The sequence below is a fragment of the Caballeronia hypogeia genome (genome assembly GCF_001544875.2).
Classification (GTDB): domain Bacteria; phylum Pseudomonadota; class Gammaproteobacteria; order Burkholderiales; family Burkholderiaceae; genus Caballeronia; species Caballeronia hypogeia.
Genome location: NZ_FCOA02000018.1, coordinates 47,534 through 72,529 on the forward strand (window position 1 = coordinate 47,534; position 24,996 = coordinate 72,529).

General features: G+C 65.0%; 17 protein-coding genes and 2 tRNA genes. 9 read left to right on the plus strand and 10 right to left on the minus strand.

Annotated elements, in window-relative coordinates:
- The first annotated feature begins 173 nt into the window (after positions 1 to 173).
- The 4 genes from AWB79_RS23745 to AWB79_RS23760 all read left to right on the plus strand — a co-directional run bounded on the left by AWB79_RS23745 (position 174) and on the right by AWB79_RS23760 (position 2,931).
- Positions 174 to 446, plus strand: a complete 273-nt coding sequence (locus tag AWB79_RS23745) for an HU family DNA-binding protein (protein WP_061169881.1) — start codon at positions 174 to 176, stop codon at positions 444 to 446.
- A 74-nt stretch (positions 447 to 520) separates the two neighbouring features.
- Positions 521 to 596, plus strand: a tRNA-Val gene (locus tag AWB79_RS23750).
- Between the two features lie 26 nt (positions 597 to 622).
- Positions 623 to 699 (plus strand) — tRNA-Asp (locus tag AWB79_RS23755).
- A 306-nt stretch (positions 700 to 1,005) separates the two neighbouring features.
- Positions 1,006 to 2,931, plus strand: coding sequence for a SurA N-terminal domain-containing protein (locus tag AWB79_RS23760; protein WP_061169882.1), 1,926 nt, complete (start codon positions 1,006 to 1,008; stop codon positions 2,929 to 2,931).
- A gap of 113 nt (positions 2,932 to 3,044) precedes the next feature.
- Here AWB79_RS23760 and AWB79_RS23765 read toward each other — a convergent pair whose 3' ends face one another.
- Both AWB79_RS23765 and AWB79_RS23770 read right to left on the minus strand, forming a co-directional pair.
- A complete protein-coding gene (locus AWB79_RS23765) occupies positions 3,045 to 3,386 on the minus strand; it encodes a hypothetical protein (protein ID WP_061169883.1) in 342 nt (113 codons plus the stop codon).
- Positions 3,387 to 3,505: 119 nt separating this feature from the next.
- A complete protein-coding gene (locus AWB79_RS23770) occupies positions 3,506 to 4,189 on the minus strand; it encodes an arylesterase (protein ID WP_061169884.1) in 684 nt (227 codons plus the stop codon).
- Between AWB79_RS23770 and AWB79_RS23775 the strand changes: the two genes are divergently transcribed.
- A complete protein-coding gene (locus tag AWB79_RS23775; protein ID WP_061169885.1) occupies positions 4,188 to 4,889 on the plus strand; it encodes an ABC transporter ATP-binding protein in 702 nt (233 codons plus the stop codon). The two genes, AWB79_RS23770 and AWB79_RS23775, sit on opposite strands and share 2 nt — an antisense overlap.
- A 53-nt stretch (positions 4,890 to 4,942) precedes the next feature.
- Here AWB79_RS23775 and pgi read toward each other — a convergent pair whose 3' ends face one another.
- The 3 genes from pgi to AWB79_RS23790 all read right to left on the minus strand — a co-directional run bounded on the left by pgi (position 4,943) and on the right by AWB79_RS23790 (position 9,728).
- Positions 4,943 to 6,577 (minus strand): glucose-6-phosphate isomerase, encoded by a 1,635-nt coding sequence (gene pgi / locus AWB79_RS23780; RefSeq protein ID WP_061169886.1) that lies wholly within the window; start codon positions 6,575 to 6,577, stop codon positions 4,943 to 4,945.
- A gap of 212 nt (positions 6,578 to 6,789) precedes the next feature.
- On the minus strand, positions 6,790 to 8,352 hold the full coding sequence (locus AWB79_RS23785; protein WP_061169887.1) for an NAD(P)H-hydrate dehydratase: 1,563 nt from the start codon (positions 8,350 to 8,352) through the stop codon (positions 6,790 to 6,792).
- Between the two features lie 83 nt (positions 8,353 to 8,435).
- Positions 8,436 to 9,728 carry an FAD-dependent oxidoreductase gene (locus AWB79_RS23790; RefSeq protein ID WP_061169888.1) on the minus strand — a complete coding sequence of 431 codons (1,293 nt, stop codon included), beginning with the start codon at positions 9,726 to 9,728 and terminating at the stop codon, positions 8,436 to 8,438.
- 494 nt (positions 9,729 to 10,222) lie between these two features.
- Between AWB79_RS23790 and purL the strand changes: the two genes are divergently transcribed.
- Together purL and AWB79_RS23800 are read left to right on the plus strand one after the other, a co-directional pair.
- Positions 10,223 to 14,260 (plus strand): phosphoribosylformylglycinamidine synthase, encoded by a 4,038-nt coding sequence (gene purL / locus AWB79_RS23795; RefSeq protein ID WP_061169889.1) that lies wholly within the window; start codon positions 10,223 to 10,225, stop codon positions 14,258 to 14,260.
- A gap of 225 nt (positions 14,261 to 14,485) precedes the next feature.
- Positions 14,486 to 16,954 carry a family 20 glycosylhydrolase gene (locus tag AWB79_RS23800; RefSeq protein ID WP_061169890.1) on the plus strand — a complete coding sequence of 823 codons (2,469 nt, stop codon included), beginning with the start codon at positions 14,486 to 14,488 and terminating at the stop codon, positions 16,952 to 16,954.
- Between the two features lie 75 nt (positions 16,955 to 17,029).
- On the opposite strand, the gene AWB79_RS23805 is transcribed toward AWB79_RS23800, so the two are convergent.
- The 5 genes from AWB79_RS23805 to AWB79_RS23825 all read right to left on the minus strand — a co-directional run bounded on the left by AWB79_RS23805 (position 17,030) and on the right by AWB79_RS23825 (position 20,953).
- Positions 17,030 to 17,812: a peptidylprolyl isomerase gene (locus AWB79_RS23805; protein WP_061169891.1), complete on the minus strand. Its 783-nt coding sequence runs from the start codon at positions 17,810 to 17,812 to the stop codon at positions 17,030 to 17,032.
- 104 nt (positions 17,813 to 17,916) lie between these two features.
- Positions 17,917 to 18,231 (minus strand): BolA family protein, encoded by a 315-nt coding sequence (locus AWB79_RS23810; RefSeq protein ID WP_061169892.1) that lies wholly within the window; start codon positions 18,229 to 18,231, stop codon positions 17,917 to 17,919.
- Entirely contained in the window at positions 18,228 to 18,764 is a 537-nt protein-coding gene (locus AWB79_RS23815; protein ID WP_061169893.1) for a septation protein A, read from the minus strand. Before AWB79_RS23815 ends, AWB79_RS23810 begins: the two co-directional genes overlap by 4 nt.
- A 130-nt stretch (positions 18,765 to 18,894) precedes the next feature.
- Positions 18,895 to 19,311 (minus strand): peptide-methionine (R)-S-oxide reductase MsrB, encoded by a 417-nt coding sequence (msrB, locus tag AWB79_RS23820; protein ID WP_061169894.1) that lies wholly within the window; start codon positions 19,309 to 19,311, stop codon positions 18,895 to 18,897.
- Between the two features lie 49 nt (positions 19,312 to 19,360).
- Entirely contained in the window at positions 19,361 to 20,953 is a 1,593-nt protein-coding gene (locus tag AWB79_RS23825) for a protein adenylyltransferase SelO (protein ID WP_061169895.1), read from the minus strand.
- A 121-nt stretch (positions 20,954 to 21,074) separates the two neighbouring features.
- Between AWB79_RS23825 and AWB79_RS23830 the strand changes: the two genes are divergently transcribed.
- Positions 21,075 to 22,733, plus strand: coding sequence for a 3-(methylthio)propionyl-CoA ligase (locus AWB79_RS23830; RefSeq protein ID WP_061169896.1), 1,659 nt, complete (start codon positions 21,075 to 21,077; stop codon positions 22,731 to 22,733).
- 166 nt (positions 22,734 to 22,899) lie between these two features.
- Entirely contained in the window at positions 22,900 to 24,984 is a 2,085-nt protein-coding gene (locus AWB79_RS23835; protein ID WP_061169897.1) for a 3-hydroxyacyl-CoA dehydrogenase NAD-binding domain-containing protein, read from the plus strand.
- The last annotated feature ends 12 nt before the right edge of the window (positions 24,985 to 24,996 follow it).

Below are 24,996 nucleotides of genomic sequence, written 5' to 3' on the forward strand. Positions count from 1 at the left end.
TCGAATACCTCCTCTAAATGCCCCGCAAGGCGCATCGAATAAGGCTCAACCCTCGTTGACACGTCGCTTTCGGCTACGTTAAATGAGCGCCGCATCAACAATATCGAGATGCCATTCGCATCGATGCAGAAACAAATCGACTACAACGTGCCATTAACGATTCGGGGATCACAATGAACAAGACGGAACTGATCGACCATATCGCGCAGCAAGCCGATATCTCCAAGGCCGCCGCCGGCCGCGCGCTGGAAGCGGTGATCGGCGGCGTGCGCGCGACGCTGAAAAAGGGCGGCACGGTGACACTCGTTGGCTTCGGCACGTTCGCCGTGGGCAAACGCACGGCGCGCACGGGCCGCAATCCGCGCACCGGGGACGCGATCAAAATCAAGGCCGCGAAGGTCCCGAAATTTCGCCCTGGCAAAGCTCTGAAGGATGCGCTAAACTAGCGGACTCGCTGGATACGGCGCTTTATCGAAAGCACTGAATTCGGCGCAGCGCAAACCAGATGAATTTGCGGATTGGGTGCTTAGCTCAGTTGGTAGAGCGGCGCCCTTACAAGGCGTAGGTCGGGAGTTCGAGCCTCTCAGCACCCACCAGTCCACATTTCATTGCGTGCTACCCAGGAGCGGTAGTTCAGTTGGTTAGAATACCGGCCTGTCACGCCGGGGGTCGCGGGTTCGAGTCCCGTCCGCTCCGCCAGAATCGAACAGAAAAGTCCCGTCAGCCACGTCGCTTGCGGGACTTTTTGTTTTGCGTCGCGCTTTTCGGCTCAATCAAGATTCCTAATCATTCACGCTCGCGCGTCGCGCACCGGCCGCTCGACCATTGCGCGAATTGACTCAAATCCGCGTTAAGCCCCTGATAAATAGACCAATTCCCTTGCTAGGGCAGCGCGTATGGCGGGCCTGCAGCGACGCCAAAAAGCCGTTCTCACATCGCCTTTCGCCTTTTCCCCTCCCACTGTTGTAATATCGAGCGTTTTGTTCTGACAACGCAGCGCTACGCATGCTCGACTTCTTCCGAAATCACCAGCGCCTGATGATGGCCCTGCTGATCCTGATCATCGTGCCCGGTCTGGGCATGGTCGGCATTCAGGGTTTCAGCAATTACTTCGACGAGAGCGCTTATGTCGCCAGCGTGAACGGTCACAAGATCACGCGCGCCGAATTCGACAGCGCCTTCAGGCAGCAGGTGGACCGCGCCCGCTCCATGCTCGGCGCGCAGTTCGACGCCAAGATGTTCGACACGCCGGAAGCCCGCGCCGCGATGGTCGACAGTCTCGTGCAACAGCGCGTGATGGCCGATGAAACGCAGCGCCTGCATCTGACCGCGTCCGACGACGCCGTGCGCCGCGCGCTGCTGTCCGATCCGGTGATCTCGTCGCTGCGCAAACCCGACGGCACCATCGACGTCGATCGCTACAAGCAACTGCTCGCCATGCAGGGCATGACGCCCGCGCAATACGACGAGCACATGCGCTACACGATCGCCACGGAGCAGATTCCGTCGAGCATTCAGTCCACCTCGTTCACGTCGAAGTCGCTGGCGCAGAGCCTGACCGAGCTCGCCGAGCAAAAGCGTTCGGTGCAAGGCCTGTCCTTGCGCACGGCCGACTACACCGCGAAGATTCAGCCGACCGACGCCCAGCTCACTGCGTACTACGACGCGCATCGCAACGATTTCGCGACGCCCGAGACCGCGACGATCCAGTACCTGACGCTGTCGCCGACGACGCTTGCGGCCTCATCGAAGCCGAGCGACGCCGATCTCAAGAAGTACTACGACGACAACGTCCAGCGCTATCGCACGGAAGGCGAGGTGCGCGCGAGCCATATTCTCGTGAACGCGCCGAAGGACGCGAGCGCCGCCGACAAGGCCAAAGCGAAGCAGAAAGCAGAAGAGCTGCTCGCGCAGGTCAAGGCGCATCCGGATCAGTTCGCGCAGATCGCGCAGAAGAACTCGGAAGACCCGGGCTCGGCGAGCAAGGGCGGCGATCTCGGTTATTTCGCGCGCGGCCAGATCGCGGGCGGCAAGGCCTTCGACGACGCCGCGTTCAGCCTGAAGAAGGGCGAGGTGAGCAACATCGTCGAGTCGGACTTCGGCTACCACATCATCCAGGCAACCGATGTGAAGCCCTCCGTCACCAAGCCCTTCGACGAAGTGAAGGACGCGATCGCGAAGGACTACGCGGCTCAGCAAGGCACGAAGGGCTTTGCCGACGACGCCCAAGGCTTCACCGATCTCGTCTACGAGAAGGCCAAGTCCTTGCAGCCGGCCGCGGACAAGTACAAGCTCGCGATCCAGACCGCGACAATCGGCCGGAAGCCGAATCCGCAATTGCCGCAGGACAACCCGCTCAACAATCCGAAGTTCCTCGCGGCCGTGTTCGCGCCGGATTCGGTGAAGGACCGCAACAACACGCAGGCCATCGATGTCGGCAACAACACGCTGATCGCCGCGCGCGTCACCGATTACAAGGCCTCATCGGTCCCGCCGTTCGACGCCGTGAAGGATGCGGTGCGCACCAAGGTGATCGCGGACATGGCCGCCGCGATGGCGAAGAAGGAAGGCGAAGCGAAGCTCTCGCAATTGCAGCAGTCGAAATCGACTGATGGCTTCACGTCGCCGGTCACGGTTTCGCGCAATGACGCCCAAGGTCTCCCGCCCGCCGCGCTGAGCGCGATCTTCAAGGCGGATGCCTCGAAGTTGCCCGCGTATGTCGGCGTGGACCTCGGCGACGCGGGTTATGCGATCTATCGCGTGAACGGCATCGAGAAGGCCGCGCCCGTGGCGGCGGATCGACTCACGGGCGCGCAGCAACAGGTCGCGCAGGTGTATGCGCAAGCCGACATGGAGGCGTACATCGACGCGCTGAAGGCGCGCTCGAAGGTCAAGCTGAGTCAGGCGCCGGCGCCGTCATCGTCGAACTGATCGAGCCGCACGTCAGAAAAAAGCCCCGCAACCGAAAGGAAGCGGGGCTTTTGTTTGACGAAGCCGCCCTGCAATCTGCAGCGGGCGGCCGCGTGCAAGCGCGTGAAATACGCTTACAGGCAAGCCTGAATGTCGCCGGTCGCCTGGCTGCCGGCCGCGCCCGATGCGCGGAAGCCGACCCACGTGCCCGGACCCGACGTCGCCGGGCGGACGATAGCCGCCGCGCCGGTCGGCGGCTGCTGGCCAGGGACGTAGACATCGACGGCCCCGTCATTCGCGAGCGTGTCCTGCGACACGACTTGCTGTTGCGACTTGTCGGCCCACTTCTGGGCGACGCATTGTGCAACGACCTTGGGCGCCTTCTGGCTCGAGCCGACTTGTTGAACGCCGGCAGGCGGCTGAGCGGCGCAGGCCGAGATCGCAACGGTCAGGGCGAGAAGAGGGAAGTATTTCACGTGACCTCCTTGTAGAGTCGCTCATCGAACGAGCGTGGTTAAAAGCGCTACGCGAAAGTCTCAGATAACTGAATCGTGGCCGTGCTCCGCGTTCAGGAAAGCTGTCGCGGCCGCCGTCTTCAGTGCGCGGCGCCTGCGCCCAGCAAGGGTTTCAAGGTTGGCCAGACGTTATCCAATAGCAAAGGCTGGGCCTGCACCGTCGGGTGAATCTGGTCCGACTGGAACATGGCGGGCTTGTCAGCCATGCCGGCAAGCAGGAAGGGCACGAGCGGCACGTTCTTGTCCTTCGCGATGCGCTCGTAGACAGCATGGAACTTTTGCGTGTAGTCGGGGCCGTAATTGGGCGGAACGTACATGCCGATGAGTAAAACCTTCGCATGCGCGGCCTGCGATGCATCGACGATGCCGCGCAAATTCGATTCCGTGGTCGCGAGCGGCACGCCGCGCAGCGCGTCGTTCGCGCCGAGCTCGACGATCACGATCGCGGGCTTGATGCGCGCAAGGACCGCGGTGAGGCGGGCGCGGCCGCCGCTCGTGGTGTCGCCGCTGATGCTCGAATTGGCGACGCTATAATCGAAACGCTCCTTCGCCAGCCGCTCGCGCAGGAGGTTCACCCAGCCGGTATCGCGCGGCAGACCGTATTCCGCGGAAAGGCTATCGCCCAGCACGACGATCGCGCGCTTCGCCGGGGCTGCCGGCTGAATCGCCGCTTGTGCATCGGCGGCGCACGCGGTCGTCGAACATGCGGCCATCAATACGATCGCGGGAACGACGCCGCGCCAGTTTTTTTTCAAAGTGTCCATGCAAAACAATATCGAGCCGGTCATCGAAGTTCGGGGATTAAGCAAGCGGGTGAAGGACGCAACGGGCGAGCTCACGATTCTCAACCATATCGACCTTTCCATCGCGAAGGGCAGCAGCGTGGCGATCGTCGGGGCATCGGGCTCGGGCAAGTCGACCTTGCTCGGCCTGCTTGCCGGATTGGACAGCGCGAGCGAGGGCTCGGTTCGCCTGCTCGGCCGCGAGCTTTCCGCGCTGAACGAGGACGAGCGCGCCGCCTTGCGCAGCGGCGCGGTCGGCTTCGTCTTCCAGTCGTTTCAGTTGATGCCGCATCTCACCGCGCTCGAAAACGTCATGCTGCCGCTCGAATTGCGCGCGGAGCTGCCGCACGGCGAGATCGTCAAGCGCGCGCGCTCGCTGCTCGATCAGGTCGGGCTCGGCGAGCGCACCGGACATTATCCGAAGCTGTTGTCAGGCGGCGAGCAGCAGCGCGTCGCGCTCGCGCGCGCCTTCGTCACGCATCCCGCCGTGCTGTTCGCCGACGAACCCACCGGCAGCCTCGACGCCGCGACGGGCTACGCGATCATCGACCTGATGTTCGAGATGAACCGGCGCAATGGAGCCACGCTCGTGCTCGTCACGCACGACGCCGAACTCGCCGAACGCTGCGACGCGACCGTGACGATCGAAGCAGGGCGGCTCGTCAACGGTCTGAGCGTATAAACAAAAAGCCCGCATCGTGCAACGATGCGGGCCGGCCAGAACATCGACGCGGATCAGCGTTTCAAGGCCTTGCGCGCGCGTTCGATCAACGCGGACGTCGACGAATCGTGCTTCTTCGGATCAGCCGATGCAGCCGTGATATCGGCCTCGACGACCTTGCCGAGAATCTTGCCGAGTTCCACGCCCCACTGATCGAACGAGTTGACGTCCCACACGGTGCCTTGCACGAGCACCTTGTGCTCGTACAGCGCGATCAGCGCGCCGAGCGACTGCGGCGTGAGCGCATCGAGCATGATGGTCGTGGTCGGGCGGTTGCCAGGGAAGCTCAGATGCGTCGCGAGCTCTTCCTTGCCGGGACCGGCGACCTTCTTCGCTTCTTCGAGTGTGCGTCCGAGCATCAGCGCCTCGCTCTGCGCGAAGCAGTTCGCCAGCAGCTTCGCGTGATGGTCGACGAGCGGATGCTCCGGCGTCAGCAAGGCGATGAAGTCGATCGGGATGATCGTCGGACCCTGATGCAGCATCTGAAAGAACGCGTGCTGGCCGTTCGTGCCCGGCTCGCCCCAGATGACGGCGGCGGTCGGATAGTCGACCATCTTGCCGTCGAGACGCGCGGACTTGCCGTTGCTCTCCATTTCCAGTTGCTGGAGATACGACGGCAGATAATGAAGCGCCTGCGAATACGGCGCGATCAGATCGCTTTGCGAGCCGAAGAAGTTGCGATACCAGATGCCGATCATGCCCATCAGCACGGGCAGGTTCTTGTCGAGCGGCGCGGTGCGGAAGTGCTGATCCATCGCGTCGGCGCCTTGCAAAAGCGCGTCGAAGTTCTTCGGACCGACCGACAACATGATCGACAGACCCACCGCCGACCACAGCGAATAGCGCCCGCCGACCCAGTCCCACATCTCGAAGATGTTTTCCTTCGCGATACCGAACTTCGTCACTTCCGCCGGATTCGCAGACACGCCGACGAAGTGCTTCGACAACTGATCTTCCGGGCAGCCGGACTTGAGAAACCAGTCGCGCATGGAGTGCGCGTTGGTCATCGTCTCCAGCGTGGTGAAGGTCTTCGAGACGACGATCGCGAGCGTCTCTTCGGCATCGATCTGTTGCAGCACGTTCCAGAGATCCGCGCCATCGACGTTGGAGACGAAATGCGTGTCCAGTTCCTTCGATGCGAGATGATGCAGTGCGTGCACGACCATCTTCGGCCCGAGATCCGAACCGCCGATGCCGATATTCACCACGTGACGGATGCGCTTGCCCGTATAGCCGGTCCACGAGCCGTCGCGGACCTTGTCCGAGAAGGCGGCCATCTTGGCCTTTTCCTTCTGCACTTGTTCGTGAAAGGGCGCATCGGGCGACTGCGAGCGCAGGGCGGTATGCAGCACGGCGCGATGCTCGGTGATATTGACGATATCGCCGCGGAACATCGCGTCGCGGCGTTCGGTGACGCCCGCCTGCTGCGCGACCTCGACGAGCAGCTTGAGGGTTTCGTCCTTGACGCGGTTCTTGGAGAAGTCGATCGAGAGGCCGCCGCCTTCGAAGGTCAGGCGCTCGGCGCGCGTCGGCTGCGTGTCGTTCTGCGGCGCGAACCAGTCGCGCAGGCGCTCGCCGGAGATGGCATCGTAGTGCGACTGGAGCGCCGACCAGGCAGGAAGCGAATTGAGCATCGAGGTTTGGGTCATGAGCGGTCCGTTAGTCTGAGGGTGACAGAGGAATACGTTCGTGCGATTGCGGCCCGGCTTGCCTGTGCTTGCCTAATGCGTATGTTTGGTGAACGCGACTAAACACTGAGCGGCCGCGGTTGCCCGAATCAAAAAGAGTATAGCGACGATGCGTGAACGGATGCTTGCAACGCGTCACGCGGGTCGGATCATGCAGTGGGCTTGCGGCGCTGTCAGTTTCGCGCATGCTCCGCGTAAAAGCGCCGGTTGATGAGCGTACGCACGGCAGGCGCGAGTTCGCCCGCGGTGAGGCCTGCCGGGCCGACGCCGTCGTCGGTGAGCGTCTGCGCGGCGAGGCCATGCAGCCAGACGCCTGCGAGCGCCGCTTCGTAGGCCGGCAGCTTTTGCGCGAGCAATGCTCCGATCAATCCGCCGAGCACGTCGCCGGTGCCGCCTGTCGCGAGGCCCGCGTTGCCGGTCGGATTCACCGCGACGCGGCCATCGGGCGATGCGATCACCGTGCCCGAGCCTTTCAGCACCACGATCGCCCCGTAGCGCGCCGCGAGTTGCCGCGCCGCCGCGATGCGATCGGCCTGCACGGCTTTTGCATCGGTATTGAGCAGACGCGCGGCTTCGAGCGGATGCGGAGTCAGAATGCACGGATCGCCTTGCGAACCACGCGCGGCGACCGCGGACGCGAGCGCCTCGTCCTGCGCGATCAGATTGAGCGCGTCGGCATCGAGCAGCTTGGGGACGTCGAGCTTCAGAACATCGCCGAGGATCTGTTTCGCGTGTTCGCTCGTGCCCATGCCGCAACCGACCGACAGCGCATCCATCCTGTCGAGCTTCAGGTCGTCGGCGTGATGCAGCATCAGCTCCGGATGCGGCGGATCGTAAGGCGGAAAGCCTTCGCCCAGAAACGCGACATGCACCTTGCCCGCGCCACCGTAGAGGGCCATGCGCGCGGCGAGGATCGGCGCGCCGCACATGCCCGTGTCGCCGCCGATCACCGCGAGCGAGCCGAACGTGCCCTTGTTGGTCGCGTTGTCGCGCGGCGGCATGCACGCGGCGAACAGCGCGGGTGCGTCGAGCACGATCGAGGGCGCCGCGCCTGCTTCGATCTCAAGCGTCGAGACGAACAGCCGGCCGCTCAGATCCCGGCCTTGCGACGTGAAATGCCCCGGCTTCGCGCCGATGAACGTGATGGTGTCGGTCGCGCGCACGGCTTCGCCGCCGTTCACGGGCGCGCCGGTGTCGCTGTTCAGGCCGCTCGGCACGTCGAGCGCGAGCACTCGGCCGAAGCTGCGCGACCGGCGCGTCAGGCGCGCGGCGATGTCCGCGAACACGCCTTCCAGCGGCCGCGTGAGGCCAATGCCGAACATGCCGTCGACGAGCCAGCCGAAGTCATCGAACGAGGCGGGCGGCGCGCTCTCGATCGGCACGCCCGCCGCGCGCGCCGTGTCCAGCGCCCAGCGCGCGTCGTCGGGCTTGACCTCGACGGGCATGCACACTCGCACGGCGAACCCCGCGCGATGCAGACGCTCCGCCATCACGAGTGCGTCGCCACCGTTGTTGCCGGGGCCCGCCGCGAGCCACACCGGCTGCGCGCGCGTTTCGGGATCGTGCTCGCAGGCGTCGATGAGACATTGGGCGGCTGCCGCGCCGGCGCGCGCCATCAGCGTATGCGGCGGCAATGCGGCAGCCGCGCGCGCTTCGAGCGTACGCAGCTCGGCCAGTGTCAGCAGTGCGAGCGGGTCGTCTTTCGGGGTGAAGTAGGGAGAGCGGGCAGCGGTCATGGCGGCGAGTGAAGGCGTGCTTCGAGGTTCGGGTCTTGCAGAAAACCCGGCACCGCCCGCAGCAATCGTGCGCGCCGTTGCCGCTAGAAGCGTTCGATGCTCAACGCGGCGATGGTGTCGGCCGGAACGTCGGGCGTGATGCCGGAGACGAGATCCGCGATCACTTTAGCAGACCCACACGCGAGTCCCCAGCCCGCCGGGCCGTGCGCCGCGTTGACGAAGAGCCGCGGATGCCGGGTCGCGCCGACGACCGGCAGCCCGTCCACCGAGATGAGCCGGAGTCCTTCCCAAGCCCGCGCGGCGGATACGCGCGCCGCGCCCGGAACCCAGTCGTGCGTGCCCTGGCCGAGCAGGTCGAGCGCACGGCGCGACAATCCGGCGTCGAGCGGTTTGTCGGCTTTCGATGCGCTCTGGAACACGCCCGCGCCAGCGACGCGCAAGCGCTGGTTCACGCGCGTCATCGTGATGCGTTTGGTCGAATCGACGACCGTCAGATGCGGCGCGCGCTCCTCGTAGGCCACGGGCGCGGTGAGCGTATGCACGCGCAGCGCGTACAGCGCATTCGGCTGCTTGCCGCCGCCGGCGAGCGCGGGCGTGCCGGTGCCCGCCGTGACGACGATCGCATCGGCGGTGATTACTTCGATGTCGGAGCTGCGCTTTTTGCCTTCGCCCGGCTCGGCGAGTTCGACGGCCGCGCGCGCGCCTTCGAGACGCACGCCCACCGCCTCGCGATGCATGCGGAACTGCACGCCGCCGTCCTCCAGAACCTGCTTGAGCTGTTTGGTGAAGAGCGGGCAGTTCGCGGTGCGCTCGTCGGGCAGCAGCACGCCGCCCGCGAATTCGGGATCATCCGGCACCGAGGGCTCCACGGCGACGCATTCCTCGGGCGTCAGCACGCGGTGCGGCACGCCGAAACGTTTGAGCAGATCGATGGCCGGTTGCGCATCCTCGAGCTCGCGCGGCTGGCGAAACACATGCAGCACGCCGCGCCGCTGCTCGAATTCCAGCTCCAGCGCGGTTTCGATGTCGGCGAGCACCTGGCGTGACATCTCGACGAGCGGCTGCAGCAGCGCGTAACGCGCCGCGAAGGCCTCGGGATCGCGCAGCGTCGCCAGTTGCTTCAGGAAATCGCGCGCGACGGAATCGAAGCCGGTCTTGACCAGCATGCCGCTTTGCTTCGCGCGGTTCGACGCCATGAAGGTCGGGCCAAACCAGACATCGAGCGAAGAGGGCAGCAGCGCGCCGCCCTGGCCGTACGTGGCGCCCTGGGCGACGGTCGCGTGGCGTTCGACCACACAGACGCTGTGGCCCGCCGCGTGCAGTTGATGAGCGGTGGCGATGCCGGCGATTCCTCCGCCGATGACGATGACATCCATGACTATTTGTGCCAGAAGGCGCGAGATTGCGATGCTGCACGGCGCAGCGCGGGCGGATGCGCCCGGCGCCACGCGTGTCGGTGGTAAAACGGACGGGTGCCGGACCCGAAGAAAGCGCGCCATGATAGCGCCAAAATCGTTTGCGGGGGACCGCTCGCGGCGGCCTGCCGACGGCCTCACGCCCGCTGGCGCCGCGGCCGCGGGCCTCCACCGCCACGATTTCAGGATACGCAACCCAAGGTTGCGCGATCCCGGGCCGCAGCGGCGGGGCGGTTGAAGCGGGGCGCTCAGGCCGATTTCGAGACGCTTCCGGGTTATAATCGCGGTCTTCCTTTCGCCTCACGCCGCATTGCGTGCTCGAATCCGAATTTGCGGATTTCTGGATTTGCAAAAGTTTTGCAACGTTTTGGGTTTGCAAAGATTCTGCAAAGCGATCTGCAAAATCGGCGAGCGTCGCGCGAGCGGCACACAGACGTCATCGACGCACCGTCACAATGGCCCACTTCTCGTGTTTCCCCGGCGCTTCGGCCCTCTCCGATTTCCGTCAGACCCGCCTCCTCGAAACGCTCGTCCGCATCGACGCGAACATCGTCGGCGTGCGCGGCCAGTTCCTGCACTTCGTCAACTCGTCCGAGCCGCTCACGGATGAGGACAACGGCCGCATCGAAGCGCTGATGCATTACGGCGCGCCGTTCGAGGAACCGAAGGAGCGCGGCCACGTCGAGACGTTCATGGTCGTGCCGCGCTTCGGCACGGTCTCGCCGTGGGCGAGCAAGGCCTCCGACATCGCGCATCATTGCGGCCTCACGAAGGTGCGGCGCATCGAGCGCGGCGTCGAGTACTCGGTGGTCATGAAAAGCGGCTTTCTCGGCGGCAAGAAGGCGCTGTCGGACGAGGCGCGCGCGGCCGTCGCGGATGCGCTGCACGACCGCATGACGGAAAGCGTGGCCGCCTCGCGCGACCAGGCGCTGCATCTGTTCGACGAACTCCCCGCCAAGCCGTTGCAGACCGTCGACATCATCGGACAGGGACGCGGCGCGCTCGAAGCCGCCAACGCGGAACTCGGCCTCGCGCTCGCGGACGACGAGATCGACTATCTGGTGAATGCGTTCGAGGACCTCGCGCGCAATCCGAGCGACGTCGAACTGATGATGTTCGCGCAGGCCAACAGCGAGCATTGCCGCCACAAGATCTTCAACGGCGAATGGACCATCGACGGCGAGAAGCAGGACATGTCGCTGTTTCAGATGATCCGCAACACGGAAAAGCTGAATCACGCAGGCACGATCGTCGCGTATTCGGACAATTCGGCGATCATGCAGGGCGGCATGGCGGAGCGCTGGTTCCCGCGCGGCGCCGACGAGCAATATCAGCGACACGTGGAAATGACGCACACGCTGATGAAGGTCGAGACGCACAATCACCCGACCGCGATTTCCCCGTTCGCGGGCGCGGCGACGGGCTCCGGCGGCGAAATCCGCGACGAAGGCGCGACCGGCCGCGGCGCGCGTCCGAAGGCGGGTCTCGCGGGCTTCACAGTGTCGAATCTCGATCTGCCGGACGCGCGCGCGAAATGGGAAAACGCGCGTGATTCCGCTGTGCCGCTCGGCTCGCGTAATCCGTCGGAGACGCATGAGCCGTATGGCCGACCAGACCGCATCGCGTCGCCGCTGCAGATCATGATCGACGGCCCGATCGGCGCCGCCGCGTTCAACAACGAATTCGGCCGTCCGAACCTCGGCGGCTATTTCCGCACTTACGAGCAGAACGTCGACGGGCGCGTGCGCGGCTATCACAAGCCGATCATGATCGCGGGCGGAATCGGCAATATCTCGGACCAGCACACGCACAAGAACGATCTGCCGGCGGGCACGCTGCTGATCCAGATCGGCGGGCCGGGCATGCGCATCGGCATGGGCGGCGGCGCGGCGTCGTCGATGGCGACGGGCGCGAACACCGCCGAGCTCGACTTCGACTCCGTGCAGCGCGGCAATCCGGAAATCCAGCGCCGCGCGCAGGAAGTCATCAATTCGTGCTGGCAACTGGGCGAGAACAATCCGATCCTGTCGATCCACGACGTCGGCGCGGGGGGCATTTCGAACGCATTCCCCGAACTCGTCGATGGCGCAGGCAAGGGCGCGCGCTTCGAACTGCGCAAGGTGCAGCTCGAGGAAAGCGGTCTGTCGCCGCGCGAGATCTGGTCGAACGAAGCGCAAGAGCGCTATGTGCTGGCGATCGCGCCGGAAGCGCTGCCCGCGTTCCAGGCGATCTGCGAGCGCGAGCGCTGCCCGGTGGCGGTGGTCGGCGTGGCGACCGAAGAACGCCAGTTGAAGCTGATCGACGACGCCAACGACGGCCAGGAACCCGTCGACATGCCGATGGACGTGCTGCTCGGCAAGCCGCCCAAGATGCATCGCGACGTGAAGCGCGAAAGCGCGCAGTTCACGCCGGTCGACGTCACCGGCCTGCCGTTGTCCGAAGTCGCGGTCGATGTGCTCAAGCATCCGACAGTCGCGAGCAAGTCGTTCCTCATCACCATCGGCGACCGTTCAGTGGGCGGCACGACCGCGCGCGACCAGTTCGTGGGTCCGTGGCAGGTGCCGGTCGCGGATTGCGCCGTGACGACGATGGATTACGTGGGCTATCGCGGAGAAGCGATGACGATGGCCGAGCGCACGCCGCTCGCCGTCATCGACGCGCCGGCGTCGGGCCGCATGGCGGTGGGCGAGGCGGTGACCAACATCGCGGCCGCGCCGATCGAATCGCTGAACAAGCTGAAGCTGTCGGCCAACTGGATGGCCGCGTGCGGCAGCGCCGGCGAAGACGCCGCGCTTTACGACACCGTGAAGGCCATCGGCATGGAACTGTGCCCGGCGCTCGGCATCAGCATTCCGGTGGGCAAGGACTCGCTGTCGATGCGCACCAAGTGGCAGGACGCACGCGGCGGCGCGCGCGAAGTCGTGTCGCCGGTGTCGCTGATCATTTCCGCGTTCGCGCCGGTCGAGGACGTGCGCGGTCATCTGACGCCGCAACTCGTCGACGACACCAACACCGTGCTGATCGCGATCGATCTCGGCCGTGGCCGCAATCGCATGGGCGGCAGCATTCTCGCGCAGGTGACGCAGCAGGTCGGCGACGCGGTGCCGGACGTGGACGATCCGGAAGACCTCAAGCGCTTCTTCAACGCGATCCAGGCGCTCAACGCCGATGACAAGCTGCTCGCCTACCACGACCGCTCCGACGGCGGCCTGTGGGCGACGGTCTGCGAGATGGCGTTCGCGGGTCACGTGGGCGTGTCGCTGAACGTCGACATGCTGGCGCTCGACGCCGAGCACGAATCCGATTACGGCGACGCCAAGGACTGGGCCAAGCAGACGAGCGGCCGCCGCGAGGACCGCACGATCCGCGCGCTGTTCTCGGAGGAACTGGGCGCGGTGGTACAGGTGCGCGCAGCGGATCGCGACGCGGTGCTGGGCGCGCTGCGCGAGCACGGTTTGTCGGCGTGCGCGCACGTGATCGGCAAGCCGAACAACACGGGCGCGATCGAAATCTATCGCGATGCGAAGAAGATTTTCGATGCGCCGCGCGTCGAGCTGCATCGCGCGTGGAGCGAGGTGAGCTGGCGCATCGCGCGTCTGCGTGACAACCCGGCCTGCGCCGACGCCGAGTACGACGCGCTGCTCGACGCCGCCGATCCGGGCATTTCGCCGGTGCTCACGTTCGATCCGGCTGAAGACGTGGCCGCGCCGTTCATTGCGACGAACAAGCGCCCGCGCGTCGCGATCCTGCGTGAGCAGGGCGTGAACTCGCATCTGGAAACGGCCTACGCGTTCGACCGCGCCGGTTTCGACGCCCACGACGTCCACATGAGCGATCTGCTCGAAGGGCGCGCCACGCTCGCCGATTTTGCGGGCGCGGTCGCGTGCGGCGGCTTCTCGTACGGCGACGTGCTGGGCGCGGGCGAGGGCTGGGCCAAGACCATCCGCTTCAACGCGCAACTGGCGGACATGTTCGCCGCGTTCTTCGGCCGTCCCGACACCTTCGCGCTCGGCATCTGCAACGGCTGCCAGATGATGTCGAGTCTGGCGTCGATCATCCCCGGCGCGGACAACTGGCCGAAGTTCACGCGCAACAAGTCGGAGCAGTTCGAGGCGCGCTTTTCGCTGGTCGAAGTGCAGAGTTCGCCGTCGATCTTCTTCGCCGGCATGGAAGGCTCGCGCATTCCGGTGGCGGTGGCGCACGGCGAAGGCTTCGCGGACTTCTCACAGCAGGGCGATCAGGACAAGGCGCTGGTGGCGATGCGTTATGTCGATCATCGCGGCCAGGCAACGGAGCAGTATCCGTTCAACCCGAACGGCTCGCCGCGAGGCATCACGTCCGTCACGACGCCCGATGGCCGCTTCACCGTGCTGATGCCGCACATGGAGCGCGTGCATCGCAACGTGCAGATGAGCTGGACGCCCGACGACTGGACCACCGACGGCAGCCCGTGGCTGCGCGTGTTCCAGAACGCGCGACGCTTCCTCGGCTGATCGTTTCGACCTCCCGCAAAACACCCCGAAGCTGAAACTTCGGGGTGTTTTTGCTTTTGCCGCCCGCTTCTAAACTGAAAATTGATACGTATCCCAAAATAATCCGGCTGTAAGTTGCGCGTATAGTCTCCGGCACGCCGCGCTGCGCGGCGGTTTTCCGGAGGAGATATGAGTCAGTTTCGAGATAATTACTTAGAAAAGCTTAATTTATTGCGATACGTATCGATGGGCGCGGGTGCGCTGGTCATCGCGGCTGCGAGCCTGTTGTCGGGGTGCGGCGACAGTTCGGATTCGGGCCTGGCCAGTCTCACGCCCACGGCGCGCGCCGCGGCGCTCGGCGAGAGCCTGATGGTGCGCGTCGAGATCGACAACAACGACGCCGCGCAGTCCGGCACCGACTGCGCGAGCCTGGGCGCGGACTGGGCGAGTTGCGCGCGCGGCAAGCTGGTTCTCCAGAACACAGGCGGACGCAATCTCGTCGCGGGCGGCTGGACGCTTTACGTGCACAGCATCCGGCGCATTCTGATGGTCGAGCATCCCGACTTCGCGTGGAAGCACATTACCGGCGATCTCTACGCGCTCACGCCGCGCGCGGGCGCGTTCACGCTCGTCGCGGGCGCGCGCATTGAAGTGCCGTTCGTCGGCGAATACTGGTATCAGCGTTATAGCGACCTGTTGCCGCGCGCGTATGTCGTGGTCGACGGCAACGCGACGCCCGCGATCCTCGCACACAACGACACTGACGACGAAACGCGTTACGTCGACCGCATTCCGCCCGTGGCGGATGACGCAGCCGCGTTTGCCGCGACGCCCGCGCAGGTGCAGCGCGCGAAGGCCGAGGCCGCGCTGCCTTCGACACAACAGAGCGCGGCGCGTGCATTGCCCGCCGTGCTGCGCGCAACGGCGGGTGAGGGCGCGACGCAGGTCGGCGGTATCGATTTGTCGCTGGCGGGGTTGAGTTCATCGCAGGTGGCGGCGCTAAACGCGCGTGCCAACACGCTCGGCCTGAGCGGCCCGGGCGTGCGTGTGAGCGGCCAGATCGTCGGCGGCGCGTTGCCCGTGGATATCGCGCGTTCCGGCGGATATCGCCTGACGATCGCACAGGGCGGCGTGAGCATCGACGCCTTCGACGCCGCCGGGCTCTACTACGGCGTGCAGACGCTCCTGTCGCTGACGCCCGCGGGCGGCGGAAGCGTTCCCGCGATGACCATCGAAGATGCGCCGCGCTACACGCATCGCGGCATGCACGTCGATGTTGCGCGCAACTTCCGTCAGCCCGCCACGCTGCGCCGCCTCATCGACCAGATGGGCGCGTACAAGCTCAATCGCCTGCATCTGCATCTGACCGACGACGAAGGCTGGCGCATCGAGATTCCGGGCCTGCCGGAGCTCACCGACATCGGCGCGAGACGCTGTCACGATCTCACCGAGACGCGCTGTCTCGTGCCGCAACTCGGCTCGGGCCCGGACAACCGCTCGGGCGGCGGCTATCTGAGCCGCTCGGAGTATGTCGCGCTGGTGCGTTACGCGGCGGATCGCTTCGTCGAGATCATTCCCGAGATCGACATGCCGGGGCATGCGCGCGCAGCGGTCGTATCGATGGAAGCGCGCTACCGGCGTCTCGCCGCGCAAGGCGACACGGCGGGTGCGAGCGCGTATCGGCTGCTCGATCCGGCGGACACCTCGAACGTGACCACGATCCAGTTCTACGATCGGCGCAGCTTCATCAACCCGTGCTCGGATGGCGCGCAGCGCTTCGCATCGAAGGTGATCGGCGAAATCGCATCGATGCATCGCGAGGCCGGCGCGCCGCTCGCCACGTGGCACTTCGGCGGCGACGAAGCGAAGAACATCATGCTCGGCGCGGGCTTTCAACCGCTCGACGGCGCCAATGCCGGCAAGGGCCGCGTGAATCTCGCGGCGCAGGACAAGCCGTGGGGACGCTCGCCGCAATGCGCGGCGCTGATCGCGTCCGGCAAGGCGGCATCCTTCGACGAGCTGCCCTCGCTGTTCGCGCGCCAGGTGAGCCAGATCGTGAACAACGGCGGCATCGGCACGATGGCGGCGTGGCAGGACGGCATCAAGCATGCGAATGGCCCGCAGGACTTCGCGACATCGAACATGATGGTGACGATGTGGGACACGCTCTTCTGGGGCGCCGCCGATACCGTGCAGACCTTCAGCCGCCAGGGCTACAAGACCGTGCTCGCGCTGCCGGACTATCTGTACTTCGACTTCCCGTACTCGTTCGACCAGCACGAGCGCGGCTACTACTGGGGATCGCACGCCACGGACGGCTTCAAGACGTTCTCGCTCGCGCCGGACAACCTGCCGCAGAACGCCGAGATCATGCCGGACCGCGACGGCCACGCCTTCGAGGTGACGAGCACCGGACCGGCTCCGCGCATCGAAGGCATTCAGGGACAGGCGTGGGCCGAAGTCATGCGCACGGACCAGCAGTTCGAATACATGGTGCATCCGCGCCTGCTCGCGCTCGCGGAACGCGCATGGCACAAGGCGGCGTGGGAGCGGCCGTATCGCGAAGGGGAGCGCTACAAGCTCGGCGAGACGGACAAGGTTGACAAGGTCGCGCTCGCGGAGGACTGGGCCGGCTTCCTGAGCGTGGCGCAGAACCGCGAAATGCCGAAACTGACGCGCTCAGGGGCGGTCATGCGTTCGAAGCTCGGCGGTTGATGGGGTCGATGACGTGAAAAGCACAAAGCCGCCCAAGGGCGGCTTTGTTTTGCGCTGGAAACGGCGAGTGCGGAATTACTTGATCACCGCCTTCTTCTGCAGGGACTCTTCGAAAGCCTGCACCTTTTCCTGCTGCATCTGTTGCGCGATTTGCGCCTTCACCTGCTCGAACGGCGGCGGCGGCGTGTCGCGGCTGTCGTCCAGACGAATGACGTGCCAGCCGAATTGCGTCTTGACAGGCTCGGGCGTCACCTCGCCCTTCTTGAGCTTCTCCGCGGCCGCGCCGAATTCCGGCACGTAAGCCGACGGCGACGACCAGTCGAGATCACCGCCGTTCTTGCCCGATCCCGGGTCCTTCGAATATTGCTTCGCGAGGTCTTCGAAGCTCGCGCCGCCCTTGATCTTCGCGATCAGATCCTTCGCCTGCGCTTCGTTGTCCACGAGGATGTGATGCAGATGCAGTTCCTTGGTTTCGCCGTGTTCCTTGACGAGCTGGTCGTAGCGCGCCTTGACTTCGGCATCGGTCGGCTTGCTCTTGTTCATCACGCTTTCGAGCATCGCGCGCAGCACGACGGTTTGCTGGGCGAAGGCCGCTTGCTGCTTGACGTCCGGTTGCGACGGAATGCCTTCGCGGATCGCTTCCTGCATCAGGATTTCGCGGCGCACGAGTTCAGCGCGAACCTGCTGCTGCATTTCCGGCGAATCCGGCTGACCCTGCGCGACGAGTTGCTTGATGAGCGCATCGGCGCGCGCCTTCGGGATCGGCGTGCCGTTCACGACGGCGATGTTTTGTGCAAACGCGGGAGCCGCCGCGAACGCAGCCAGCAACACCCAGAGGCGGGTTTTTTTCAAAATCATCGGAAGATCCTAAACTGAGCAAACTGGCGCCTTGGCAGGCGAGATTAAAAGACAAACGCGAGACAAAAGCGTTGATGCGAGGACTCGATACGGCCGGCCCGCGATTATTGGAATTGCTCTGCGAACTCCTGCGGCGTATAGGCCCGGATGGCAAGCGCGTGCACGCCGCGCCGCATTTCCCCGGCCAGCGCATCATACACCAGCCGATGCCGCGCCACGCGCGCGCGGCCGGCGAAGCAGTCCGCGACGATCGTCACGGTGTAGTGGCTGCCGGAAGCAGCGCCGGCGTGGCCCGCGTGCGCCGCGCTGTCATCATCGATATGCACGGACTGCGGTTCGAGCGCCGCGTTCAGGCGCGCTTCGAGATGCGCGATCTTTTCCTGCGCGCTCGCCGCCATGAAGTCGAAATTCGCGGTCATTGCCCGTCCTCCTTCATGTATTTCGCGAGCCAGAAGCTCTGCGCGACGATGAACACCACGAGACACCCTGTCGCGCCGAACAGCTTGAAGTTCACCCATTGATCCGTGGTGAAGTGATACGCGACGAACAGGTTCACGATGCCGAGAATCGCGAAGAATACCGCCCACGCGACATTCAACTGTCCCCACACGCGATGCGGCAGCACGATCTGCTTGCCCATCATCGCTTCGATGAGGTTCTTTCTGAAGCCGATTTGCGCGACGATCAGCGCGAACGCGAACAGCCAGTAGAGCGCCGTGGGCTTCCATTTGATGAAGGTGTCGTTGTGCAGCACGAGGGTCGCGCCGCCGAACACGACGACCACGCCGAGACTCACCCACAGCATCGGGTCGACCTTGCGGTGGCGGAACGCGACCCATGCGATCTGCACGAGCGTCGCCGCGATCGCCACCGCGGTTGCGGTGTAGATGCCCCAGACCTTGAATGCGACGAAAAAGAGAATGATCGGAAACAGATCGAACAGGAATTTCATTGGTGTCCGGACGTGATGGGCATCGGAAGAAGGCGCGGCGCGCGCGAGATGCGCGCCCGCTCGGACGGAGCGGGCGTCGATACGGCTGACTTGCAGGGGCGCTACCGAGCGCCCCGTGCCTGGCTCGCGCTTACTTGGGTTCGAATTGTAGCGCAGCCGAGTTGATGCAATACCGCAAACCGGTCGGCGCTGGGCCATCCTCGAACACGTGGCCGAGATGCGCGCCGCAGCTCTTGCACAGCACCTCGATGCGCAGCATGCCGTGCGAGCGGTCCGTTTTCTCCTGGATCACTTCGCCGTTGATCGGCTTGAAGTAGCTCGGCCAGCCGCAGCCGGCGTCGAACTTCGTGTCGGATTCGAACAGCGGCGTGCCGCAGCATACGCAGTCGTAGACGCCGCGCGCGTCGTGATCCCAGTATTTGCCGGTGAACGGACGCTCGGTCACCGCGTGGCGTGTAACCTGATATTGCATGTCGTCGAGTTCGCGGCGATAGGTGGCGTCGTCCTTTTGCAGCGGATAGCTCGTCGGGGTGTCGTCGTGACTCATCTGTCGTTCCTTGGTTCTGGCCGGGAAGGCCACGTATATGGGGGCGCCGCTACGAAGAACAACTCACCTCCAGGCCGCTCGCCCAGTCGGGCGGCAGGCCGGCGTAAGCCTCGTTCTCCGGTTGCTCGTCGTAGGGGCGGCGCAGCACGTCCAGCAGACGCGCCACTTCCGAAAAGTCTTTCTCGCTCGCGCGGCGGATCGCCTGTTCCGCCAGATGATTGCGCAGCACGTATTTCGGATTCACGCGATTCATCGCCGCCGCGCGCGCGGCGTCGTCGCGCGGTTCGTGGGCGAGGCGCTCGCGATATTGCGCGGCCCACGCGTCGAACGCGGCGCGGTCGAGAAACAGGTCGCGCACGGGCGCATCCTGGCTCGAATCGGCTTTTGCGAGCTTCGACAGGTTGCGGAACGTGAGCGTGAAGTCCGTGCGATTCGCATGCATGATTTCGAACAGGCCGTTGGCGAGCTTGTCGTCGCCTTCGCGTTCGGTTTCGAGGCCGAGCTTCGCACGCATCGTCGCGACGAGCGCCGGCCCGAAGCGATCCTTGTAGCGCTCCAGCACCTTCTGCGCTGCTTCGACCACGCGCTCGGCGCGGCCTTCTTCCGGCAGGTTCGCGCCGAACAGCGGCACGAGCGCCTGCGCGAGACAGAAAAGATTCCAGTACCCGACCTGCGGCTGGCGGCTGTACGAATAGCGCCCCTGCGTGTCCGAGTGATTGCAGATGTGATGCGCATTGAACGCGTCCATGAAACCGAACGGGCCGTAGTCGATCGTGAGGCCGAGAATCGACATGTTGTCGGTGTTCATCACGCCGTGGCAGAAGCCGACGCCTTGCCACCGCGCCATCAGGTCCGCGGTCGTGCGCACGGCTTCGTCGAGCAGCGCGAGATACGGATCATCCGCTTCCCGGCAATGCGGATAGGAACGGTCGATGACGTGATCGGCGAGCGCACGCAATTCGTCGATGCGGTCGTTGGAATAGAAATGCTCGAAGTGCCCGAAGCGCACGAAGCTCGGCGACACGCGCGTGACGATGGCCGCCGTTTCGATGGTCTCGCGCCGCACCGGCAGATCCGAGCCGATGACGGCGAGCGCGCGCGTCGTCGGAATGCCGAGATGATGCATCGCCTCCGAGCACAGGAATTCGCGGATCGACGAGCGCAACACGGCGCGGCCGTCGCCCATGCGCGAATAGGGCGTGCGGCCCGCGCCCTTCAGCTGCACTTCGAGGCGCGCGCCGTCGTGCTCGACTTCGCCCAGCGTGAGCGCGCGGCCATCGCCCAGCTGTCCGGCCCACACGCCGAACTGATGGCCGGAATACACGGCGGCGTAGGGCAGGGAACCGGCGGGCCAGTCGCGCGTGGGATTGCCCGCGAAGTACGCGGCGAATTCGTTCTTCTCCGCGCCCGTTACGACATCGGGATCGAAACCGAGCGTCTCGGCCATCTCGTTCGACAAGGCGATGAAATACGGATCGGGAACCGGAGCCGCCGGCAGACGAGTCAGGAAAGCGGTGCCGAGCGCGGCGAAGGAACCGGGCTCGCCGACCTTGATCGCACTGGCGATTTCGCTCATGGAATGCGCGCTGGCGGGCGTTTCGTCGCGTGCCGCGCGCACGGCATTGCTTGGGGAAAACGACATATTGAGCGCCTCTGAGTTAAACGATATTGTAATTCCGCGCCCGCGGGCCTGCAGGAGCCGGGCTGTCAGCGGGGCGGTCAAGCCAACCAGACATTCGACTCATCATCAAAGGACTTCGCCTATGACGTCGCCGCTCCACGGCCAGATGATGGAAATACCGCTGCTCGCGTCGTCCCTCTTGTCCCATGCCTCACGCCACTTCGGCGACACCGAGATCGTGTCGCGCCGCATCGAAGGCGATATCCATCGTTATACCTGGCGCGATTGCGAGAAGCGCGCGAAGCAGCTCGCCCAGGCGCTCATCGCGCTCGGCGTGCAGCAGGGCGAGCGCGTCGGCACGCTCGCGTGGAACGGTTACCGGCATCTGGAGTGCTATTACGGCGTGTCCGGCATGGGCGCGGTGTGCCACACGATCAACCCGCGGCTCTTTCCCGATCAGATCGCGTTCATCATCGATCATGCGGACGACGAATACGTCTGCTTCGACATGACCTTCGGCCCGCTGGTCGAGATCATCGCGCCGCAGTGTCCGGGCGTGAAAGGCTGGATCGCCCTTGGCGACGCCGCGTGCATCGCGGAGCATCTCTCCGGCATGAGCGTGCCGGTAATGGGCTACGAGAGTCTCATCGCGGAGCACGACGGCGACTTCGACTGGCCGATGCTCGACGAGCGCCAGGCTTCGTTCCTCTGCTACACGTCGGGCACGACCGGCAATCCGAAGGGCGCGCTGTACTCGAATCGTTCGACGGTGCTGCACGCGTACGCCGCGGCGCTGCCCGATGCGATGGGCGCGTCGTCGGGCGATGCGATCCTGCCCGTCGTGCCGATGTTCCATGTCAACGCGTGGGGCATTCCGCACGCGGCGCCGCTGGTCGGCGCGAAGCTCGTGTTGCCCGGCAAGGACCTCGACGGCAAGTCGCTCTACGAATTGATGGAAGCCGAGGGCGTCACCTATTCGGCGGGCGTGCCGACCGTCTGGATGAGCCTGCTCACGCACATGAAGCAGCAGAACGCGCGCTTCTCGAGCCTGAAGCGAACGGTGATCGGCGGCAGCGCGTGCCCGCCCGCAATGCTGCGCGTTTTCGAGGAAGAGTACGGCGTGCAGGTGATCCACGCGTGGGGCATGACGGAAATGTCGCCGCTCGGCACGCTGTCGCGGCTGAACTATCGGCAGAAGCAGCGTCCGCTCGAGGAGCAGCGCCACTCGCTGGAGAAGCAGGGCCACGCGCTCTTCGGCGTCGATATGAAAGTGGTCGGCGACGACGGCCGCGAACTGCCGTGGGACGGGAAATCCTTCGGCGATCTGCATGTGCGCGGCCCGTGGGTCATCGACCGGTATTTCCGTCGTGACGAATCGCCGCTGATCGACGGCTGGTTTCCGACGGGCGATGTCGCGACCATCGATCGAGACGGCTTCATGCAGATCACAGACCGCAGCAAGGACGTGATCAAGTCCGGCGGCGAGTGGATCAGCTCGATCGATCTGGAGAACATCGCGGTGTCGCATCCGCAGGTAGCGGAGGCGGCGTGCATCGCGTGTTCGCATCCGAAGTGGACCGAGCGGCCGCTGATCGTCGCGGTGCTCAAGCCTGGCGCGACGCTTTCACGCGAGGAACTGCTCGCGCATTTCGAAGGCAAGGTCGCGAAGTGGTGGATTCCGGATGATGTCGTGTTCGCCGAAGACCTGCCGCACACCGCGACCGGCAAGCTGCAAAAGGTGCGGCTGCGCGAGCAGTATCGCGATTACGTGCTGCCTGGCGCGGCGGAAAGCACGACGTAAGCCATTCTTCCGATCCTGAAACGCCCCGGCCGCGCGCAGCGCCGGGGCGTTTTTGCATGCACGCCTTACGCAAAAAATTCACATTTGAACGATCGTTCTTTTTTGTGTATCCTGCACCGATCACCCTCCATAATTCAGATAGTTCCGATCGACAGGAGACATCTTCATGGCAGTGGACTACGCGATCCGCGACGGCGTCGCCGTCTTGACGCTCGACAATCCGCCCGTCAACGGGCTCGGCCATGCAACGCGCCTGGGCATCGTCGAAGGCATAGGGCGCGCCAATGACGACGCGATCGTGCGCGCGATCGTCATCATCGGCGCCGGCCGCGCGTTCTCGGGCGGTGCCGACATCACCGAATTCAATACGCCGAAAGCCACGCAGGAACCGACGCTCGGCACCGTCATCAAGGTGCTGGAAGGCAGCACGAAACCGGTCGTCGCGGCGATTCACGCAGTGGCGATGGGCGGCGGTCTGGAGCTCGCGCTCGGCGCGCATTACCGCGTCGCCGGGCCCGGCGCGCAGATCGCACTGCCGGAAGTGAAGCTCGGCCTGTTGCCCGGCGCAGGCGGCACGCAGCGGCTGCCGCGCGTGGTCGGCCTCGAGACCGCGCTCAACATGATCGTGACGGGCACGCCCGTGCCGTCGGAGAAACTCGCGCAAACCGCGCTGTTCGACGAGCTCACGGAAGGCGATCTGCTGAACGCCGCGCTGTCCTTCGCGAAGCAGGCCGCCGACCGCGGCGGCGCGCATCCGAAAGTACGCGATCGCAAGATCGAACATCCGAACGCCCAGGGCTTCATTCAGTTCGCGCGCAATAGCGTCGCCGCTGTCGCGAAACATTTCCCGGCGCCGCACAAGTGCATCGACGCGATCGAGAAGGGCGTGACGGAAGGCTTCGAGCGCGGTCTCGCGTTCGAGCGCGAATGCTTTCTTGCTCTCGTGCAGACGCCCGAGAGCCGCGCCTTGCGACATGCCTTCTTCGGCGAGCGCGCCGCGAGCAAGATCGCCGATGTGAGCTCCGGCACGCCCGTCAGAAAGGTCGAGCGCATTGGCGTGATCGGCGCGGGCACGATGGGCGGCGGCATCGCGATGAACTTTCTCAATGCGGGTCTGCCCGTCGTGCTGCTGGAGACGAAGCAGGACGCGCTCGATCGCGGCCTGGCCACGATCCGTGGCAACTACGAGGCGCAGGTCCGGAAAGGCAGGCTCACGCAGGACAAGGTCGAAGCGCGTATGGCGCTCATCCATCCGACGCTCGCCTACGACGATCTCGCCCACGCGGATCTGATCATCGAAGCCGTGTTCGAGGAACTGGGCGTGAAGGAGCAGGTGTTCCGCAAGCTCGACGCGATCGCGAAGCCCGGCGCGATCCTCGCATCGAACACCTCGACGCTCGATCTCGATCGCATCGCGTCGTTCACGCAGCGTCCCGGCGACGTGATCGGCATGCACTTCTTCAGCCCCGCGAACGTGATGAAGCTGCTCGAAGTCGTGCGCGGCAGCCACACGGACAAGGGCGTGCTCGCGACCGTCATGCAGCTCGCGAAGAAGATCAAGAAGACCGCCGTGGTGTCGGGCGTGTGCGACGGCTTCATCGGCAATCGCATGATCGAGCAATACATTCGTCAGGCGCTCTTCATGCTGGAGGAAGGCGCGCTGCCCGCGCAGATCGATCGCGCGATCGAGCAGTTCGGCTTCGCCATGGGCCCGTTTCGCATGAGCGATCTCGCGGGCAACGACATCGGCTGGGCGATTCGCAAACGCCGCTATCAGGAGCAGCCGGAGCTGCACTATTCGCGCGTGGCCGACCGCCTGTGCGAGCTGGGCCGCTTCGGGCAAAAAACCGGCTCGGGCTGGTACGACTACCAAAGCGGCAAGCGCGACGCGCAACCCTCGAAGCTGGTCGACGACTTGATCGTCGCGTATTCGAAGGAGCAGAACATCGAGCGGCGCCGGATCGGCGACGAGGAAATCGTCGAGCGGCTCGTGCTGTCGCTCGTGAACGAAGGCGCGAAGATTCTCGAGGAAGGCATCGCCGCGAAGGCGTCGGACATCGACATGGTCTATCTGACCGGCTACGGCTTTCCGCTCTGGCGCGGCGGACCGATGCTCTATGCGGACACCGTCGGCCTCTATAACGTCGAGCGCACGATGCGCAAGTACGCGAAGCAGGCCAACGGCGAAGCGTGGGAGCCCGCGGCGCGCGTGACCCGGCTCGCCGCCGCCGACGGACGCTTCAATGCGTAACGATCCCTTGCC

Coding starts and splice junctions, on each gene's coding strand:
- AWB79_RS23745 (WP_061169881.1), top strand. CDS start 174: ATGAACAAGACGGAACTGATCGACCATATCGCGCAGCAAGCCGATATC.
- AWB79_RS23760 (WP_061169882.1), top strand. CDS start 1,006: ATGCTCGACTTCTTCCGAAATCACCAGCGCCTGATGATGGCCCTGCTG.
- AWB79_RS23775 (WP_061169885.1), top strand. CDS start 4,188: ATGCAAAACAATATCGAGCCGGTCATCGAAGTTCGGGGATTAAGCAAG.
- AWB79_RS23770 (WP_061169884.1), bottom strand. CDS start 4,189: ATGGACACTTTGAAAAAAAACTGGCGCGGCGTCGTTCCCGCGATCGTA.
- pgi (WP_061169886.1), bottom strand. CDS start 6,577: ATGACCCAAACCTCGATGCTCAATTCGCTTCCTGCCTGGTCGGCGCTC.
- AWB79_RS23785 (WP_061169887.1), bottom strand. CDS start 8,352: ATGACCGCTGCCCGCTCTCCCTACTTCACCCCGAAAGACGACCCGCTC.
- AWB79_RS23790 (WP_061169888.1), bottom strand. CDS start 9,728: ATGGATGTCATCGTCATCGGCGGAGGAATCGCCGGCATCGCCACCGCT.
- purL (WP_061169889.1), top strand. CDS start 10,223: ATGGCCCACTTCTCGTGTTTCCCCGGCGCTTCGGCCCTCTCCGATTTC.
- AWB79_RS23800 (WP_061169890.1), top strand. CDS start 14,486: ATGGGCGCGGGTGCGCTGGTCATCGCGGCTGCGAGCCTGTTGTCGGGG.
- AWB79_RS23805 (WP_061169891.1), bottom strand. CDS start 17,812: ATGATTTTGAAAAAAACCCGCCTCTGGGTGTTGCTGGCTGCGTTCGCG.
- AWB79_RS23810 (WP_061169892.1), bottom strand. CDS start 18,231: ATGACCGCGAATTTCGACTTCATGGCGGCGAGCGCGCAGGAAAAGATC.
- AWB79_RS23815 (WP_061169893.1), bottom strand. CDS start 18,764: ATGAAATTCCTGTTCGATCTGTTTCCGATCATTCTCTTTTTCGTCGCA.
- msrB (WP_061169894.1), bottom strand. CDS start 19,311: ATGAGTCACGACGACACCCCGACGAGCTATCCGCTGCAAAAGGACGAC.
- AWB79_RS23825 (WP_061169895.1), bottom strand. CDS start 20,953: ATGTCGTTTTCCCCAAGCAATGCCGTGCGCGCGGCACGCGACGAAACG.
- AWB79_RS23830 (WP_061169896.1), top strand. CDS start 21,075: ATGACGTCGCCGCTCCACGGCCAGATGATGGAAATACCGCTGCTCGCG.
- AWB79_RS23835 (WP_061169897.1), top strand. CDS start 22,900: ATGGCAGTGGACTACGCGATCCGCGACGGCGTCGCCGTCTTGACGCTC.